Origin of the sequence: Sulfidibacter corallicola, assembly GCF_017498545.1 — a bacterium.
GTDB classification, from domain to species: Bacteria; Acidobacteriota; Holophagae; order Acanthopleuribacterales; family Acanthopleuribacteraceae; genus Sulfidibacter; species Sulfidibacter corallicola.
Genome location: NZ_CP071793.1, coordinates 10,328,580 through 10,346,020, shown reverse-complemented (window position 1 = coordinate 10,346,020; position 17,441 = coordinate 10,328,580). Strand labels below are relative to the sequence as shown.

10 protein-coding genes are annotated in these 17,441 nt (G+C 60.1%); 2 read left to right on the top strand and 8 right to left on the bottom strand.

Annotated features, from left to right (window positions below):
• Positions 1-781 precede the first annotated feature (781 nt).
• Positions 782-2,233: an amidohydrolase family protein gene (locus J3U87_RS31120; protein ID WP_237379702.1), complete on the bottom strand. Its 1,452-nt coding sequence runs from the start codon at positions 2,231-2,233 to the stop codon at positions 782-784.
• Complete coding sequence (locus J3U87_RS31115) at positions 2,220-5,321, bottom strand: amidohydrolase family protein (protein ID WP_237379701.1); 3,102 nt, start codon at positions 5,319-5,321, stop codon at positions 2,220-2,222. The genes J3U87_RS31120 and J3U87_RS31115 overlap by 14 nt, the downstream gene beginning before the upstream one ends.
• Before the next feature lie 512 nt (positions 5,322-5,833).
• Here J3U87_RS31115 and J3U87_RS31110 point away from each other — a divergent pair.
• Together J3U87_RS31110 and J3U87_RS31105 are read left to right on the top strand one after the other, a co-directional pair.
• Positions 5,834-9,637, top strand: coding sequence for a PKD domain-containing protein (locus J3U87_RS31110; RefSeq protein WP_237379700.1), 3,804 nt, complete (start codon positions 5,834-5,836; stop codon positions 9,635-9,637).
• Between the two features lie 248 nt (positions 9,638-9,885).
• Complete coding sequence (locus J3U87_RS31105; RefSeq protein WP_237379699.1) at positions 9,886-11,082, top strand: NnrS family protein; 1,197 nt, start codon at positions 9,886-9,888, stop codon at positions 11,080-11,082.
• A gap of 603 nt (positions 11,083-11,685) precedes the next feature.
• Here J3U87_RS31105 and J3U87_RS31100 read toward each other — a convergent pair.
• From J3U87_RS31100 to J3U87_RS31075, 6 genes are all read right to left on the bottom strand, one after another.
• Positions 11,686-12,177: a WapI family immunity protein gene (locus J3U87_RS31100; protein ID WP_237379698.1), complete on the bottom strand. Its 492-nt coding sequence runs from the start codon at positions 12,175-12,177 to the stop codon at positions 11,686-11,688.
• 244 nt (positions 12,178-12,421) lie between these two features.
• On the bottom strand, positions 12,422-12,997 hold the full coding sequence (locus J3U87_RS31095; RefSeq protein WP_237379697.1) for a hypothetical protein: 576 nt from the start codon (positions 12,995-12,997) through the stop codon (positions 12,422-12,424).
• A 1,017-nt stretch (positions 12,998-14,014) separates the two neighbouring features.
• Positions 14,015-14,923 carry an NHL repeat-containing protein gene (locus tag J3U87_RS31090; RefSeq protein WP_237379696.1) on the bottom strand — a complete coding sequence of 303 codons (909 nt, stop codon included), beginning with the start codon at positions 14,921-14,923 and terminating at the stop codon, positions 14,015-14,017.
• Positions 14,920-15,489 carry a hypothetical protein gene (locus J3U87_RS31085; RefSeq protein WP_237379695.1) on the bottom strand — a complete coding sequence of 190 codons (570 nt, stop codon included), beginning with the start codon at positions 15,487-15,489 and terminating at the stop codon, positions 14,920-14,922. The genes J3U87_RS31090 and J3U87_RS31085 overlap by 4 nt, the downstream gene beginning before the upstream one ends.
• A 17-nt stretch (positions 15,490-15,506) precedes the next feature.
• On the bottom strand, positions 15,507-16,301 hold the full coding sequence (locus J3U87_RS31080) for a cysteine peptidase family C39 domain-containing protein (RefSeq protein WP_237379694.1): 795 nt from the start codon (positions 16,299-16,301) through the stop codon (positions 15,507-15,509).
• A gap of 82 nt (positions 16,302-16,383) precedes the next feature.
• Positions 16,384-16,695 carry a hypothetical protein gene (locus tag J3U87_RS31075; RefSeq protein ID WP_237379693.1) on the bottom strand — a complete coding sequence of 104 codons (312 nt, stop codon included), beginning with the start codon at positions 16,693-16,695 and terminating at the stop codon, positions 16,384-16,386.
• Positions 16,696-17,441 lie beyond the last annotated feature (746 nt).

Below are 17,441 nucleotides of genomic sequence, written 5' to 3'. Positions count from 1 at the left end.
CGGAAGCGAGCTCTGAAGGAGCGGGTCGACGAAGCTCTTCGGAGTTCACGCCACCTGCGATGGCCCTTCGCGGAGCCGTCTCTTCGGAGTTCGCGCCACCTGCGATGGCCCTTCGCGGAGCCGCCTTTTCGGGGTTCACGCCACCTGCGATGACCCTTCGCGGAGCCGCCCCTACAGGGCTGGGGTTCGGGAACCCCGAACAACCAGGGTTACGGTGCCTCTGCGGCACCTTACCCTTCGCTGTATTGTGTGACCCTTACAGGGTCCCTGCTGGTGGCGCGCCAAGGCGCGCGTTTTAAATAATTTGTGGTCCAAAGGGACGTCCGGTCGCACCTTCAGCGCGACCCGGGGCAGGTGCGGGTGCAAAGAGACGTCCGGTCGCACCTTCAGAGCGGCCCGGTATGGATGTCCATCCAAAGGGACGTCCGGTCGCACCTTCAGCGCGACCCGGGGCGGGTGCGGGTGCAAAGAGACGTCCGGTCGCACCTTCAGAGCGGCCCGGTATGGATGTCCATCCAAAGGGACGTCCGGTCGCACCTTCAGCGCGACCCGGGGCGGGTGCGGGTGCAAAAGGACGTCCGGTCGCACCTTCAGCGCGACCCGGGGCGGGTGCGGGTGCAAAGAGACGTCCGGTCGCACCTTCAGCGCGACCCGGTATGGATGTCCATCCGAAGGGACGTCCGGTTGCACCATTGGCGCGACCCGGGGCGGTTGGCGGCTCCCCGAATCCAAATGCCTGCACGGGAAAAACGGCCCGATGCACCGCATCGGGCCGCGTCGTTCACTCGCCCTTGATCCGGTCGTACTTGGTTTTGTACTTGCGGTAGAGCTGGCGGTGGCGGTTGTCCAAATCGATGGCGCGGCCTTCGATGAACATGTGCTCCACCTGGGTCGGGATTTCCAGGATGTTGCCGTCGGCCACGATCAACGTCGCGTCCTTGCCTTTCTCCAGGGAACCCACTCGATCGGCAATCCCCATGATCTGGGCGGGGTAGAGCGTGACCGCTTTGAGCGCTTCGTCCTCGGGCAGCCCGAAGGGGACCGCTGCGGCCGCTTCGTAGGCCAGGTTGCGGGTGTTGCCCATGCGCGACGTGACCGCGATGCAGAAACGGATGCCCGCTTCGCGGAGCCGGTTCGGCAGGGTGAAGGCTTCGTCGTAGGTATCGTCACGGCGGACTGGCAGGGCATTGATCCGTTGCAGCACGACAGGAATGTCGCGGGCCTCGAGGATCTCGACCGCGGTCATGGCCTGGTCGCCGCCGACCAACACCATCTTCAAGCCGTGGCGCGCGGTGAAGTCGAGCGCCTCGTGGATCTGGTCGGCACGGTTGGCGGTGATCCAGATCGGTTGCTCACCACGCAAGAGCGCGCCCATCGCCTCCAGGCGAGGATCGAACTCGGGTGATTTGCCACCGGCTTCCGCGGCCTTTTTGGCCTGGTGGTAGGCTTTGGCCTTTTCCACGAAAGCATCCAGTTCCTTCAAACGCTTGGCCCGCTTTTTCTTGAATTCTTCTTTTCTTTTGGGCGGCAACCAGGGCGGTGACCAGAAATCCGATCTCGGCCAGTCCATGAACATCGCGGCCCGTGGCTGGAGCGTCATTTCCTCGTAGGTCCAGCCGTCGAGGCGAATGACCGCGCCCTGGCCGGCCAGCAGCCCGAAGGGCCGGGCCATCGCCAGGGCCACGCCGTTGGTGCGCGTGACCGGAATCTGTTCGCTGTCGGGGTTGATGGCGCGCTCCGCCCGAACGTTGGGGTTGTGGTCGCCGTGCTCCTGGAAGTCGACGGTGGCCTTGACGGCATTGGTCTCCACCAAGCCGAGCCGCGTATTGGAGGCGATCAAACCGGGGTAGATGTGCTTGCCGGTGGCTTCGATCAACTGGGTGCCGGACGGGATTTGAACGTCCGCGCCGAGTGCGACGATCTTGCCCGCATCGAAGACGATGGTTCCGTTCTCGATCGGCGCACCGGCCATGGTGTGGATCGTGGCGCCGCGAAGGGCGATCGGTCGCGTTTGGGCCGGGGCCGGGATCATGTCGTGGGCCAACGCCACGCCACCGAAGGCAAGCGCCACCAGCAACGCCAGATACTTCCAGGTCATCGACCGAAGCGTGCCGACGCGGGTTGCGGCGCTCCTCGATGCGACCGGGTGGTTATCGGAGAACATCACCCGAGGCGGGTTCGTCGCTCCTACCACCCTCTCGTGATTGCGACCGAACTCATCAACGATGTTCATGGTGACCTCCCCATGCGTGATCATGCGAACCGTATTCGAAGGCGTCCACGTCGTCGCAGTGCAGCCCGCGCCGTGGCTTGGACTGCCTGCCCTTGCCCTTTTTCTTGGCGTCGCCCTGGGACAGCGCCAGTTGAACCAGTTGGTTGCGTTGCGTGCGCCACGATTCCCGGGCGGCGCGATCGGTTTCGATGTCGAAGTAGCGAACGCCGTCGATCCAGGTCTGCTCACAGCGCGACAAGGTGGACAACGGCGAACCGCTCCAAATGACGAAATCGGCGTCCTTGCCCGGTTCCAGGCTGCCGACGCGATCGTCGATCCGCAACTGCTTGGCCGGATTGATGGTGGCCAGTTTGATGGCGTCCTCCGGTGTCATGCCACCGTACTTGACGGCTTTGGCGGCCTCGGTGTTCAACCGGCGGGCGAGCTCGTCGTCGTCGGAATTGACACCCACGGCGATGCCCATGCCCGTCATCAGGGCGGCGTTGTGGGGAATCGCATCCTGGACTTCGACCTTGTAGGTCCACCAATCCGAGAAGGTGTTGCCCATGGCACCGTGTTCGGCCATCGCCTCGGCGACCTTGTAGCCTTCGAGGATGTGGGTGAAGACGTCGACCTTGAAGCCGAGTTCGTCGGCCACGCGGATCAACATCAGGATCTCGTCCTGGCGGTAGGAGTGGCAGTGGATCTGACGCTTGCCGTCGAGGATCTCCAACAACACTTCCAAACGGAGGTCCTTACGCGGGGGGATCAAGTTGTCGGCATTGGGGTCGTTGCGCCATTTCTGCCAGGCCTTGCGGTACGCCGCCGCTGCCTTGAACTGGTCGCGGAAGAATTGGTCGACGCCCATGCGGGTCGAGGGGTAGCGTTGCCAGGAATCCGGCGAATTGGAGCGTTTGACGTTTTCGCCCAGGGCGAACTTGATGCCCGGCATGGCGCCGTCGAAAAGCAGGTCGTCGGCATGGCCGCCCCAGCGCAACTTGATGACGGAGTTGCGGCCCCCGATCGGGTTCGCCGAACCGTGAAGCTGGTTGGCCATGGTCAGGCCGCCGGCGAGCTGGCGGTAGAGGTTGATGTCGTCGGGGTCGATGACGTCGCCGACGGAGACCTCGGCCGAATTGGTCGTGGTCCATTCGTTCACGGAGTTGAGCGCCGTGTGGCTGTGCTCGTCGATCAGTCCCGGCGAGACGTGTTTGCCGGCGGCGTCGATCACGGTGGCGTCGCCTGGGGCTTGCAGCCCTTTGCCCACGGCCTTGACCTTGCCGTCCTCGACCAGCAGGTCCGCACCTTCCAGGATCCCCTGAGGCCCGGCGGTCCAAATGGTGGCGTTGCGCACCAGGACGACCTTGGGCCCGGTGGGCAGGTTGGCACGGCCGTAGGCGCCGTCGGGCACCAGAACCGGCAGCGGCTGTTCGAGTATCGGTTTCTTTTTATGGGGTTTGGGACCGTTTTTATGACCCTTGGTGCGCGTCGCCTCGAAGGTTTGGCGGCGCCCGTCGGCCAACAGGAAGACCCCGCTCAGGGTTTCGCCCTCGATGGTGGCGGTCAGCCGTGCCTGGCCGGTGCCGCCCAGTAGGTCGGCCGGTACCACCGCGGTCATGCGGTGACCCGTGAAGGTGATCTTCTTCAGGTCCTCTTCCTTCTTGCCCTGCTTCAGCTTGCCGGTCGGCTTTTTAGCGGAGCCGGCCAGGCTGAGGGTGGTCTTCTTTTTTCCCAGTTTGAGGCTGTAATCGCCCAGCAGATCGCCGGTTTCGGTTTCCACCAGCACCTTGCGGCGCCCCTTGACCCAGGATTCGAGGACCTTGGACTTGGTGGTCAGCAGATCGCCGTCGGTAATGAAAAAGTTGGCCATGCGGCCGGTTTCGAGCGTGCCCAGGGTCTGGCCGAGGCCCAGCCAGTTGGCCGGAACGGTGGTGAGGGCCGAAAGCAGGGTCGTGCGTGAGAGCCCGCGGTCGTGAGCCTGACGCAACCGATCCAGCACCTCGCCGCCTTTTTCGAGGCCATGTGCGGTCAGCGCGAAGGACAGGCCGGCCTTTTCCATGATTCCGGGGCTGGCGGGTGCCAGATACCAGTGGCGCAGGTCGCGCAGGTCCAGGGTGGCCTCCACGGCGGGGTCGGCCACGTCGGGCGCCTCGGGGAAGTCGAGGGGGAGGATCAGGCGCATGCTCCGTTTGCGAAACGATTCGGCACGACGGTAGGCGTCGTCGCCCGCGAAGACCCAGGCATCCAGTTTCAATTCCTCGATCAGCTTACCTGCGCGCAGGGCTTCCTGGTGGTTGCGCACGGCAAACAGGAATGGCTTTTTGTGCGACACGAACGGCGCCAGGGCGGCCAGGTCCGTGTCGAGCGCCGGAGGGGCCTGTCCCTCGGGATGGGCCTGATAGGCGCGGTGGGCGTCCAGGTACCAGCGCGCGTCGTGAATCGTCTGGCGAATCATCGCCATGGCGCCCATCGAGGAGTCGGGATACACCATGGGGACGCCCGATTGGAACGAAAGCACCTGGGGCGTCGAGCCGTCCAGGACGAGGTCGTTGGCGTGGTCGGTGCCCAGCAGGACCAACGCGCTCTGGCCGCGCACGACGCCCGTATCGGGCAGGCTGAGCATCGCCGTAAAGCCGCCGGCGCGCCACTTTTTGGCCTGCTTCTCGTTCGGCGACCAACTGTCGAGGACGCGCAGCCCGGCGCGAACCTCGGGGCTCGCGTGGCCGGTCCCTTTCGCGGTGTCTTTCGACGACTTGGCCGCGCCGGGTTTGCCCGAGCCGCCTTTCTTGCCGCTGGGCAGGCCGTAATTGCTGTACAGGTCGATGAACCCGGGGTAGACGTGTTTGCCGGCCATGTCCAGAACCACGGCGTCGGCGGGGATTTTGACGGAATCGCGCGGGCCGTAGGCTTCCACGATCCCGTCGCGAATCACCAGAACCGCCTGTTCCAGGGTTTCTTCGGGGGTGGGGTTCAGGGTGATGCCCGTAAGGGCGAAAACGCGATGGGGGTTTTGGTGCAACCCCTCGACGGGTCGGGTCTGGTGTGCCGATCCGGCCATGGACGGTCCGAAGAAGAGCAGCGCCAGAACACCAATCAGACAGTGTTTCATATGAGGGTGATCCTTCATGTTGCGAATATGGAAACCTATGCTGGCGGTATGGCCCGGCCCGTCAGGGGACGCTTCCACGACCTGCTGCCGCGGAGGCAATCTCGAAGCTTCGAGGTTGCGAAGGGACTGGCGCGCTCCGGAAAGGGACCGAGATGGGGGAGGGCCGTCGTGACCGTTCCGAACCTGGCTTACCTGTGTGTAACGCGTATTATAAAGCTTTCCTGGATCATGAATAGTGGATCCGCACGGCATCGGGACCCTTTTTGTTCCCGAGTCGGTGAAAGCGACGTAATATAACGTAATGTTTTACATCCATCCGCCCTCTTGTCCCTGGGTCGAATCACGCCCGAACGATGTGTGAACCGCCCTCTCGGGGAGGGATTTGCGAATCCCCCTACCATCCCGCCCAATCTGCTCGCCCTCGGCGCGGCACATGCTTTCACGGAGGCTCGGCCTTGGTTATCACGGAAACTGTGCGGTTTTTCAATGTCCCACGGACTCTATGGCTTTGGATGTTTCTGTTCTCGGCCATCGTCTTCGCGGCCGACGAAAGTGAAGACCCCGAGCTCGGCAATGCCTGGTTCTCCCTCGAAGAGTCGGTCGTGGAAGTCGGCGACAGGGTCCTGCTCCAGGCAGAGGGCGACAGCGATGACCTTCAGTTCGTTTGGGATCTCGGCGACGGCCGCACGGCGAGCACGACCTCGCTCGAGGTAGCCTACGACGAACCGGGCGTTTACGTCATTTCCCTGGAGGGCCTGGATACCGACGGCGATTCTACCGGCCAACCCTATCGCCACTACCTGTTCGTCAACGATTTGGCGGCACACCCCTTCAACGCGGAACCCTCGGCCCACATTCTCGCGCCCGCGACCGGCATCATGATCGAACTCGGCGAACCGCTCGACATGCTGGGATTCGGTTACGACAGCGACGAGGAAGCCGAGTTGACGCTGTTTTGGGACTTTGACGACGGCACCGTCACCTCCGGTCCCGACGATCTCACCAAGTGTTTTTTCGATGCCGGACCCCACTTCGTGCAACTCTTCGCACGCGACGAGCGGGGTGTCACCTCGCGCGCCTACGACGGCATCGAACTGTTCGTCTACGAGGGCCAACGACCCCCCGACAGCGAAATCCTCAGCCCCACGCCGCCCGACAGCCAACTGGATGCCGACCCCTTCATCGTGGTTCGGCTCGGTGAACCGGTCGCGCTGGTCGGCGGCTTGGCCGACGACGGTGATCCGGCCGATTTCGAAGGCGGTTGGGTGGTCCGCGATCCTTCGGGGCAAACCACCGAGCACCCGGGTTTCGCGTTGTCCCTGACCTTGGAACAGGAAGGCGATCACGAGGTCTTCTTCGCGGTACGTCCGCGCGACAATCCGGAACTGGTGGATCCCATCCCGGCGCGCCTGACGCTTGTCGGCGAGGACAACCAACCGCCCGAGGCCGAGGTGCTGGAGCCGGGATTCGATTTGCTGATCGACGAAGGCAACACGCTTTCGCTGGTGGCGCAGGCCTGCGATCCCGAAGGAGGCCCGGTCACCTACGCCTGGCAGCTTTCCGACGGCCGTGCCTTCAGCGGTGAGCGCGTGGAAATCGTGCGGTTCGACGAGCCCGGCCTGTTCGACATCCTGCTCACCGTGACCGATGCCGAAGGCGCCGCGACCACCTGTTCCAAGGTGTTCGTCAATGTTTATTCGGAAGACTTCGACGAGGACGACGCCCCCTACTTTTCGTCCATCAGCCCCGACAGTTTCCAGTTGTTCGGACCGGAGGGCGCCAGCTTCTTCTTTTCGGCCGAGGCGATGGACCCGCTGGGCGGTTCGATTCAGGCCTGGTCCTGGGACTTCGACGACGGCCGTACCGCCACGACCCGTACACCCGGCCACGTGAAATTCGCCAAGGCGGGCGAGTACTACGTGCGGCTCCACGCCCAGAATCAGGCCGGGATCTGGTCGCCCTATCCCTGGGAATGGCGCGTGGTGATCTACGACGACACCAACATCCCCCCGATCGCCGAGATCCTGCAGCCGGCCTTGCAGGCGGGCACCGACGACTTCGAGCGACGCTACCTGCTTCACGACATCCATCAGCCGCTGGCCATTCGCGGGACCGCCACCGATCCCGACGGCAACCTGCCGCTCGCCCTGCGCTGGACGCTCGACCTCGACGAAGACGTCGAGGAGGAAGAGGAAGAGGGCGAACCCTTCAGCACCGAGCCCGAGCCCGAGCCCCTGGTTTTCGACAGTGTCGGCGAATACACCCTGATTCTCGGAGCCTGTGACGCCCTGGACAATTGCGATGGACTGATCGATGCCCGCATCGTTCACGTCTACGACCCCGACCTGAAACCCGAGGCCGAAATCATCGAGCCGGATGGCGACTATGTGGTGGAACCCAACGTTCCGGTGTATTTCGAGGCCGTGGGCCACGATCCCAACGATTTGGACATGGAATTCTTCTGGGACTTCGGGCCCGGGGCCTCGCCCGCCACCTGGCAGGGCCGGGAGGCCGGTCCGATCCTGTTCGCGGTCGAGACGCCCGACGAGGCGCCCCACACCATCAGCGTCACGGTCCGCACGGCCGTGACCGAAGCGGTCCAGCCGGCGACCCGCCTGCTTCACGTCAAGTCGTTCGACGATTCCGATTTCGAACCCAACAACGGGTTCGGCGAGGCGCGCACCCTGGCCGGCGGGCGTTACAGCGGCTTGGAACTCAGTGCCGAGGATCCGTTCGACTATTTCTTCTTCGCCGTGACCCAAGAGGGTCGTGACCTGGCGTTGGGTCTGGAAACCGAGGGCACGCTGCTGTTCGAACTGTACCGTGAAGTTGGCGACCGTTTCGAATTGATCGAGATCGCCGGCGACCGGTTGTCGCGCGGTTCGCTGGTGCTCGAAGATCTGGTGGTCGGCAATTACGCGCTCGTGTTCCAGGCGGACGAAGCCACCAAACGATCCAAACAGGGCCTGCCCTACGGCTTTACCGTCGAGACCCGTCAGCCCAGCCTCTTTCTGCCCTTTTTGGTGGAGGACGGCAACATCACGTCGAGTATCGGGTTGGTCAATCCCAACGCCGAAGCGATGGAAATCACGCTCGTGGGTTTGGACGAAAGCGGCAAGACGGTCAAAACCGAGAGCATCGAACTCCTGCCGCGCCAACGGTTCCACCAGCAGGCGACCGCCATTTTCGGCAGGTCGGGGAACGTGGATCTGTCGCGTACGGTTCGCTGGGTCAAGGTGCTTTCCTCGCGGCGCATGGTGGGTTACTACAACGGCGCCTCGGTGGACGGTCGCGAGTTGATGAGTGTGGGTGCCGTGCGCAGCCTGTCCAAGGAAGTGGTGGTGCCGCACATCGCGGCCCGTACCGAGCAGTGGTACACGCGGGCGGTCGTGGTCAACGCGTCCGAAGAACCGCAGACCCTGGATTTCGTGACCCAAACCGAACCGATCCGGATCGGGACCACCCAAATCAACGGCCAGGAAGATTTCCATTTTCGCGATAAATTCCAGCAACTCCCGGACTGGGGGCGCTTCGTCGACGGCAACGGTCGTGCGAGCATCGCCGGGATGGAGATCTTCGGTCGGGTCGACGGCTTCGCGCAGATGGCCGGCCTGGAAATGGCCCAGGCGCGGCCGGCCAACCCCAATTTCGTGTACCAACCCAACACCATCTTTTTCGCCCACGTGGCCGCCGATACCGTGAACTTCTGGACCGGCATCGCCCTGATCAACCGCTCCGAAGCGACGGCCAGCTACCGCATGATCGGCTACAACGACGCGGGCGACATCGTCCAGCAGACCGAGGCCCGAACCCTGGCGCCACGCGGCAAGCTTCTGGGCACCGTGTCCTCGCTGTTCGGTGCGGATCACGGGATCAGTTGGTTGAAGGTGGAAGCCGACCAGAGCATTTCCGGATTCGAGTTGTTCGGCGATCCCACCGGGAAACGGCTGGCCGGATTCCCCGCCGCCGAGTTCCTGACGAACAGCATGTGTTTCCCGCACGTGACCGACCAGCCCGGCAAGACCTGGACGGGCATCGCGATGCTGAACGTGGGCGCGACGACGGTGAAGGTGCGTTTGGAGGCCTACAGCAGTGCCGGCCAGCTTCTGGCCACGACCGAGCGCGACCTGGCCCCGAACACCAAGCTGGTGGCGCTGCCCTCCGCCCTGTTCCCGGATCCGGGCCTGACCGGCCGCATCGGCTACATCCAAGCGGTGAGTGACAGCAAGAGCCTGACGGGATTCCAGTTGTTCGGCACCTTCGGCCAGGACGGCTTGGGCGAGCAATTCGCGGGATTGCCGGCCCAGACCGAGTAGCCGTTTGGCGAATCGCGGCAATACCGGGATGGACTGTCACATCGGGTGGCCCTCGGCCTGTCACCGTCGATTCGACGAGACGGGGTGGCGGATATGTGTCGAACATGTGACAAAAATGTGAAAACAGGACCTGTGGATCAAGCTCGCGAATCCCTAACCGGCTTTAGCCGTTACAATCATCGTGGGGGTCAGTGATTTTCTAGGAAGGACTTCGATCGTGTGATCGAAGCACCTTGGAGGTGAAGGTCATGGCAGATCCGCACGTGGAAAAACAGATCCCGGCCATCATGGGGCTGGGATTCAGGCCCTTGTTTCTCGCGGGATGCACATTTGGGATGTTGTCCCTGGTTTTGTGGGGTTTGGCCCTTTCGGGAACCATCCATTTCGAGCCGTTCGGCCATGCGCTTTGGTGGCACCCGCACGAGATGATTTTCGGTTTCTGCGGGGCGATCGTGGTGGGGTTCCTGTTGACTGCGGTCCAGAACTGGACCGGTGTGCCGGGCCTGCGGGGGATCCCGCTTTTGCTCCTGGTCCTGCTCTGGGCGGCGGGCCGCCTGTTGCTGCTCGGTTTTTGGGACCTGCCCGCTTGGCTGGTGGTCACCACGGATGTCTCGTTTCTACCGGTCGCGGGGATCGCGCTGGCCTATCCGCTGTTCAAGGTCTGGAATGCGCGGAACCTGTTTTTTGTGCCGGTGTTGTTGCTCTTCGCGGGCACCAACCTGATGTCCTACGCGGGCCTGCTGGGCCAGGACCCCATTTTGGTGAAGCAGGCCTACCTTGCCGCCATTTTCCTGGTGGTGCTGCTCATGGTGGTGATCGGTGGCCGGGTGATTCCTTTTTTCACGGCCAGGGGTTTGGGGGTCCAAAAGGTGGCACCCATTCCGCTGCTCGAGTGGTTCAGCCTGGGTTCGGTGTGGCTGCTGACGTTCCTGTTCTTCCTGGCGCCTCTCTTCCGTTTGCCCGACGGGGTGATGAGCGGGCTGTTCGCCTTCGCCGGTGTGTGCCATTTCGTCCGCGCCCTGCGGTGGAAGACCTGGACCACCTTGCGGGTTCCGCTGTTGTGGTCCCTGCACGCCGGGTACCTGTTCATTCCCTTCGGACTCATCCTGTTCGCCGTGGCCTATGCACAGGGCAATCCCTACGCTTCGTCGGCGATTCACATGTTGACGGTCGGCGCCATGGGCAACATGATCTTGGCGATGGTGGCCCGCGTTTCGTTGGGGCATACGGGCCGCAAGCTGCAACCGCATCCGATCATGTCGCTGGCGTTTCTCTTTCTCATCGCTGCGGCCCTGATCCGCGTCCTGTTCACCTGGATCCTGCCCCAAAGTACGACACTGCTGTTGAACCTCAGCATTGGCGCCTGGCTGCTGGGCTTCGGCATCTTCGCGGCCGTGTACTGGCCCATCCTGACCCGGCCCCGGGTCGACGGGAAGCCGGGTTAGGAGAGGGGTCTTCGATTCGGCCAGCCGTGACTTCGTTTTTTTTACCGCCGAGTCGCCGCCCAGGCCGTGGGCCGGATTGCCGGACCACCGGGTTTCAAGTGGGTAACTAATCGAAGCGAATCGCTGGGGAGTTCCCGCATTCACGAGAGGGGCGTCGTTGCAGTAAGTGCCGGGCCCACCCAGGGCGCTGGGCCGACATTTTTTGACGAACTCCCCGAATATTCGCCTGTTTAGATTTTCAACTTTATACTCGAACTTTACAGAGTTTATTCCATAAGGAGGTCACGGAGGCGACGGAGTGGGAGATCTTCGGTTTTGAGTTGGGTTAACCATTGAGTTTGGGTGGGCCTCCATCTGGTGATGGAGGCCTTTGAGGTTTTTCTGGATCCGTGGCCATAAACGGAGGGCGCAGGAGAGACCACGATCCTTATCGAATGGATCGCGGAGCTCGAACGGTGACGCGCATGCTTCGCGCGTTCCCTGGAACCCTTGGTTCATGCGAGTTCAGGATTGGCTGTGTTCTGGTGAATGGGCTCTGGTGCCCATTCACGTCATCGACTTGCCAGGATTAGTAGTCTTTTATTTTCTTCCAGTAGCGCTTAGTTAGCGGATCGGCGCTCTCCTCTGGCCTAGCAATTGTGGAGGTTTTTTGCCGCGTAATGGGTAGCGCTTCATAGTCGAGGATAAATAACTTAGGATCTCCGAAATATCTCGGAGATCCAGTGTAATATGAACGAACCAGTCATCGGGGTCCGGGTTTCCCGATGGGAAATCTGGCGTGAATTCATGAGATAAATGTAGTTTGGTCCATAACACATTGTCTTGGCATCCTTGCAAGTGAAGACTGATATTTGGTTCGATAAAACCAAGCTTCGTCCATTTTGGGATGCGTCCTTCAGAAATGCACCTGAACCATTGATACATTCGGATGATTTCGTGAGTATCCATGGCTGCAAAGGTATTGGAAAAACGTTCGTTTCCTTTCATGACAATCAGTTTTAAATAAACCCAATTGTTCGTTTGCCAATCGTTATCCGCACTGAATGGGAACTGGTAACCGTCAAACTCACATGAAATCGTGATTTGACTTCTCAAGCTCTTGAATCGGATCATTAAGAAAAGACCGAGCCATGTAAATTCCAAATCTGGTGATGGCTCAAGGCCCCGCGAAAGGGTAGCATAAAACTCAGAAACCCAGAAAGCACCAAAACCAGGAGGGAGATGGGTCGGAATTTTCCGACTCCGTTTCCTCTGTGCGCTCCGTGGTAAAAAATCGCAGATACCCCCGATCCGTATGAAAAACGACCTTTTTGACCTTCGCTTAGATGGCGAGAACGCATCAGGGGATCGGGTTGGCGCTGGTGTTGCCCGTGGGGTTGGCGTCCGGCCCGGTTTCTCCCCCGGGGAGGGCGTCATAAGTATCGCGGTCCACATCCAATTGGGGTCCGTTCTCCCACACCGGTCTGATGGCCTTCAGTTTGATGAGGAAGGCGATCAACACGAGAATCTCGAGTCGAAAAACGGTGAACTGGCTGAGCACCGTCGAGATGATGCACATCGTACTCCCGACCAGGCACCACAGGATACCCGCTTTGGGTGCCCATCGTAGTTTCAAGAGCAGTCCGCCAGCCAATGCCGCGGCGTAGGTGTAAAGGCCGAGCAGGCCGAGGGAATACGGATGGAATGCTGGAGCCGAGGCCTCGAACCCGAAGAAGGAGGAAGAAAATTGACCGCCCGAAATCGCGCTGAATAGCCAAATCAAGGCGGTACCGACGCCCACAATCAGGAACAGCCAACTAAAAATGACGATCCACATCGGGAGCAGGGCCTTTCGAACGGCAGCGATTTCGTCGACATCTGTGACCTCGCTGGTAATGTTGGATTTAGGACTTTCAAAGGGGTTTGCATGACTCATCTAATCGATCCTTTATCATGAACTTCGAGGGTCTCTGCGATGCAATGCCAAACCCTCGTGTTGCGGGTGAAAAATACCCGCGTGGTGATCTGCTCACCTAATAGATCAGGCGGAAACTTGGTGGACAAAAGGCCTGCTCGCTTGGAACCGGCCTTTGCGGTTGTTGCCGGGAACGGGAGGTGGATGCCGTGTCGAGGCGATCTAGGTTGGTCAAGGTTGGGTACTCGGCGCGACAGTTCCTGAACTCCCGTGAATAAATCAGAAACCCAGGAAGTACGGAATCCAGGAAGGAGACCGTCGAGATGGCGCCCGAGATGGTTGGGAGATGGTTGGGACACCCATAATCCAGATCGGGACACCTATCAAATCCAGATCGAATCCAGATCGGGGAATCCAGATCGGGGAATCCAGATTGGGACACCCATAAGAATCCAGATTGGGACACCCATCAAAAAGCAAGAAAGGTGGGTGTCCCAATGCTCCGGATTCCCAATGCTCCGGACGATCTAGGTTGGGACCGGTCTAGATTGGGACACCCATCAAAAGACGATGGTCTGCGCTGGCCATCGGGTGAATTGCGGTGCTTGAACGGGGAGTGCATCAAGGAAGACCTGCCATGGAATGGGCTGAGATGGTATCGCAACTTAGAATCGGCGGGACAGTTCCTGAACTCCCGTGAATAAACCAGGAACCCAGGAAGTACGGAATCCAGGAAGGAGGCAGTCGAGATGGCGCCCGTGTTGGCAATGCACCTAGCTCTCGATCAATCGAGGCCATCCGTTTCCTGGTTTCGGTCCTTCCTGGCTTCCTGATGAATCGACCGGAAAGAGGCGTCCGGACCGATGGTTGGAGGGATGGTTGGGACACCCACGAGGCTCGGGATGGCCACACCCCGATCGAAAAAATGAAGTGGCCTGTTCCGGAACGTTCCTGTTCGGAAAACCGTTCACTTCGCAAAAGGTTAGTATGATTCCAATCGAACCTGAGATTGTGAAGTTCAAGTATCACTGCTTCAATTTAATTTGAAAGAGTCAAAACTTCGATGAAGGCATCCAGGTAATTGAAGCCGTAAGCCAGGCTTCCCTGTATGATGAAGTTCTGATAGTAACTTTTCGTGGGGAACCGGTGGCGGAGCCGCCCCTGGGCATCGAATCCGAGGATCGAACTCGATTCCTCCTCGTTTTCATTCTCCAAAAGGACCCAAAGGATACCTTCGCGGATCTGGGCGGCCTTGACCGGCTGGCCATTGCGAATGGTGAAGACATTCTCTCCCGTGGCCTGGATCTTTCGTTCGGCGGAAAACGACGACGGATCAAACCCCATCCGTACCGATTGGGCCCGGTCAGGTTCGGCCCAGGAGAATCGAACCCATTCCGATCCGTCCACTTTCAGGCTGTATAGGTACGTTTCGTCCCGTGTGTGAACCCGAAGGAACCGGTCGAGGTTTTGGAAGTCCACCTCTTGTTGCATGCCGCGACCGAATTCCGCCTGGAGGTTTCCCTGGTAATCGATCACTTGGTACAGGGTGCTTGCCAGGGGGGTATGCAGAATGATGGCGTCTTCTTCGAAAGAGGCGGTGGCGGCGCGAACCGTTTTCCTTTCGGCGTGGAGCTTTCCATCGGTCTCGAAAGAAACGATTTTGCCACTACCTGCATCGTAAACCCAGATCAACCCGTCCTTCAACCCCATCGCGATCGGATCGACGAGCTCGCCAGGTCCGCGTCCTTGCCTTCCAATCGTATGGAGGAGCGCTCCGTGTTTCAGGTGATGGACGCAGTGGGCACCACGATCCAGCACATAGAACGCGCCAGGTTCTTCTGCACTCACCACCGCGACCGGTTTGATGAAATCCTCGTGCTCCAGGCGGAGACCCGAGCGCGTGAACCCCGGGCCGGCCATCGTCAGCATCCAAAGAATGACCATCATGGGTCTTTACCGAAATCGATCAGGGAAAATTCGTGGGCCTCGTCGCCCTTCCAAACCCGGGCCTTGAGCACTCCCAAGGGGCCGTATGCCTCGTTGATCCACAACCGTCCCTCTTTCCCGTTGGCGTAACGGAGGGCGTACACGACGGTGTCCACTTCACGGCCTTGGAACTCGACCGTTTCTTCTCTCACCCGGGAAATTGTGGTTTCCAAGCCATGCGTGTCGAATTCACCGATGCTGAAGCTTCCGAACGGTGCCTGAATCGTGGCCTCCACCGCATGGGCGAGCGTCTGGTTCTCCATGGGTAGGGTCAGATGCAAGGTGGTTTTCTGGGGTTTGTCGCGCGTGATGGACAGTTCGACAAACTGCTTGCCGTCCCGTTGAATGATCTTTTCCACTTTAAACGTATGCCGATAAGGCGTTTTCGAGTGGGATGGGGCATATGCCGCAAAGCTATGTTCGACGAACTGCGTGGGAATGACATCGAGATTGGAGAGAAAGGGCGGTTCGAAGCGCAACTCAAAAACTTGAGCCTGTGTACAGAGCAGGAGCAACAAGGGGATCACGATGGGCCTCCAACCAGTTATTCGATCAGGAAAAAAATGCCGTGCCAGCGCTGTTCGAGTTGGCGATGCGTCCAAAAGGCCCTGCCCACCGCCGGGTCGAGAACGATGACGCCTTTTTCGAGGACTTTCGACAACACCACATAATGAGAATGGTCCACATGCAGCATCGCGGGTTCTTTTCCTTTCAGATTGGCGAGAGATCCGCGATAACCGTTGGCCTGGACGCCCAAGCTTTGAACGGCTTCGTGAATGGTCGAGAGCGATATGGGTTTGTCCTGAAAATCGAGAAGATCGTACAGGGTATCCTGGTCAACCGGATAACCCGAGCGTTGCAGGAGCATTTCCGTGGCCACCACGCCGCAGGCATTTTTGGTGGGTTGCAAGACCGCATAGTCGCTTCCAAGCTGGAAAAAAAGTCGGTTTTCGGTCAACAGCGGCGCCACGGCCCAGGTAAAGACATCCTCCACAGACGGAAGCCCAGGTCCCTGGGTGACGACCACCTCACCTTCCACCAATTGGTAGCCCACTTCGGGCGACGGCGGCGTCGGTGTGGCCGAAAATTCGAAAACGGGGGCGATTTCGCGTTGAAGGGCCTCCAGTCGTTCAGGCGTGGCCCGCAGGACGAAACGGATATCGACGGCGGCGCTCTGAATGTCGGCATAAAACGCATAGTCTTTGGGTTTGGCGGCCTGTGCTTCATTTAAATAGATGAAGAGTCGTTTTTGCGGGGAGGTGCCCACTGTAGCCTGGACCGGATGGTCGACGGTGACCGGATTGACCAGCAGGCACAGCGTCAAGAGAAACGTGTACATCTTCGCTCCTGAAAGACTTGCCCGCGAAGTCCTCCCGAAGGTGGTCTCGCGGGCAAGTGTTATTTAGGGATTGGTGGGGGGACTATGGGACGATGGTGCAGTCGGTGCACACGCAGGTATTGCCCTGGGGATTACATCTGCACTTCTCGCATTCGAGCTTGACCATGCCACCCTGGACCTGCTCCATTTCGCCGGCACTCAGGGGGATGGCCGCTTGTTGTACTTCGTTTTCCACCTGGACGGTGGCGACCTGGCCCTGGTCCATGGTCGAATCTTGTTGTGCCACGGAAACGATCTCGACCTTGGCGTCTGCCTGTTCGACGACTTGATGCATCGCAAACATTTGCAGGCCCATCGAACAGACCGTTGCCAGGAGGAAAAATAATTTGAACATACACACTCCAATTCCGCCGAGAACCCCGGGCCCTTTGAGGCCATCCCGATTCGGCTCTCGGTCGGCAGTCATGAATTCTTGTCGCGCTGGGCGGCCTATGCCGTCCAGGCTCTATTTGAGAAATCCCGTAGGCTCGCGAAAACCGCCAAGAAAATTCTGATTTTTCCGAAATGTCGCTAAATACATAAGTTAAGGCGGTGAGTATAGGTTCTTTGCCGTTGGTATTAAGTCAGGTCCTGCGATTCCCGCCCCGTCCGGTCGAGACCTACACCAGGCCACCCACCGAAGGGATTCGCTTATCGAGAGCGAACCGTCCGATGCCGAAACGGTGGGTGTCCCAATCGTCTCCAATCGTCTGCGCCGGTCGCCGGGTGGATTGCGACGCTCGAACGGTGGTGTGAATCGTGGAAGGCCTTTCCAGGGAATGGGCTGAGATGGAGCCGTGAGATCGAATCGGCCTGACGGTACCTGAACTCCCGCGAAAAAATAAGGAGTCCAGGAAGTACGAAATCCAGGAAAGAGGCCGGGGAGCTGGTGCCTGTGCGGCAACGAACCTCTCATTAGATCAGTCGAGGCCATCCGTTTCCTGGTTTCAATCCTTCCTGGCTTCCTGATGAATCGACCGGAGAAAGGCGTTCGCGGGGATGCTCGAGATCCCGGACAATTGGGACACCCACGATCCGGACAATTGGGACACCCACGATCATTGGGGACAATTGGGACACCCACGATCCAGATCGGGACAC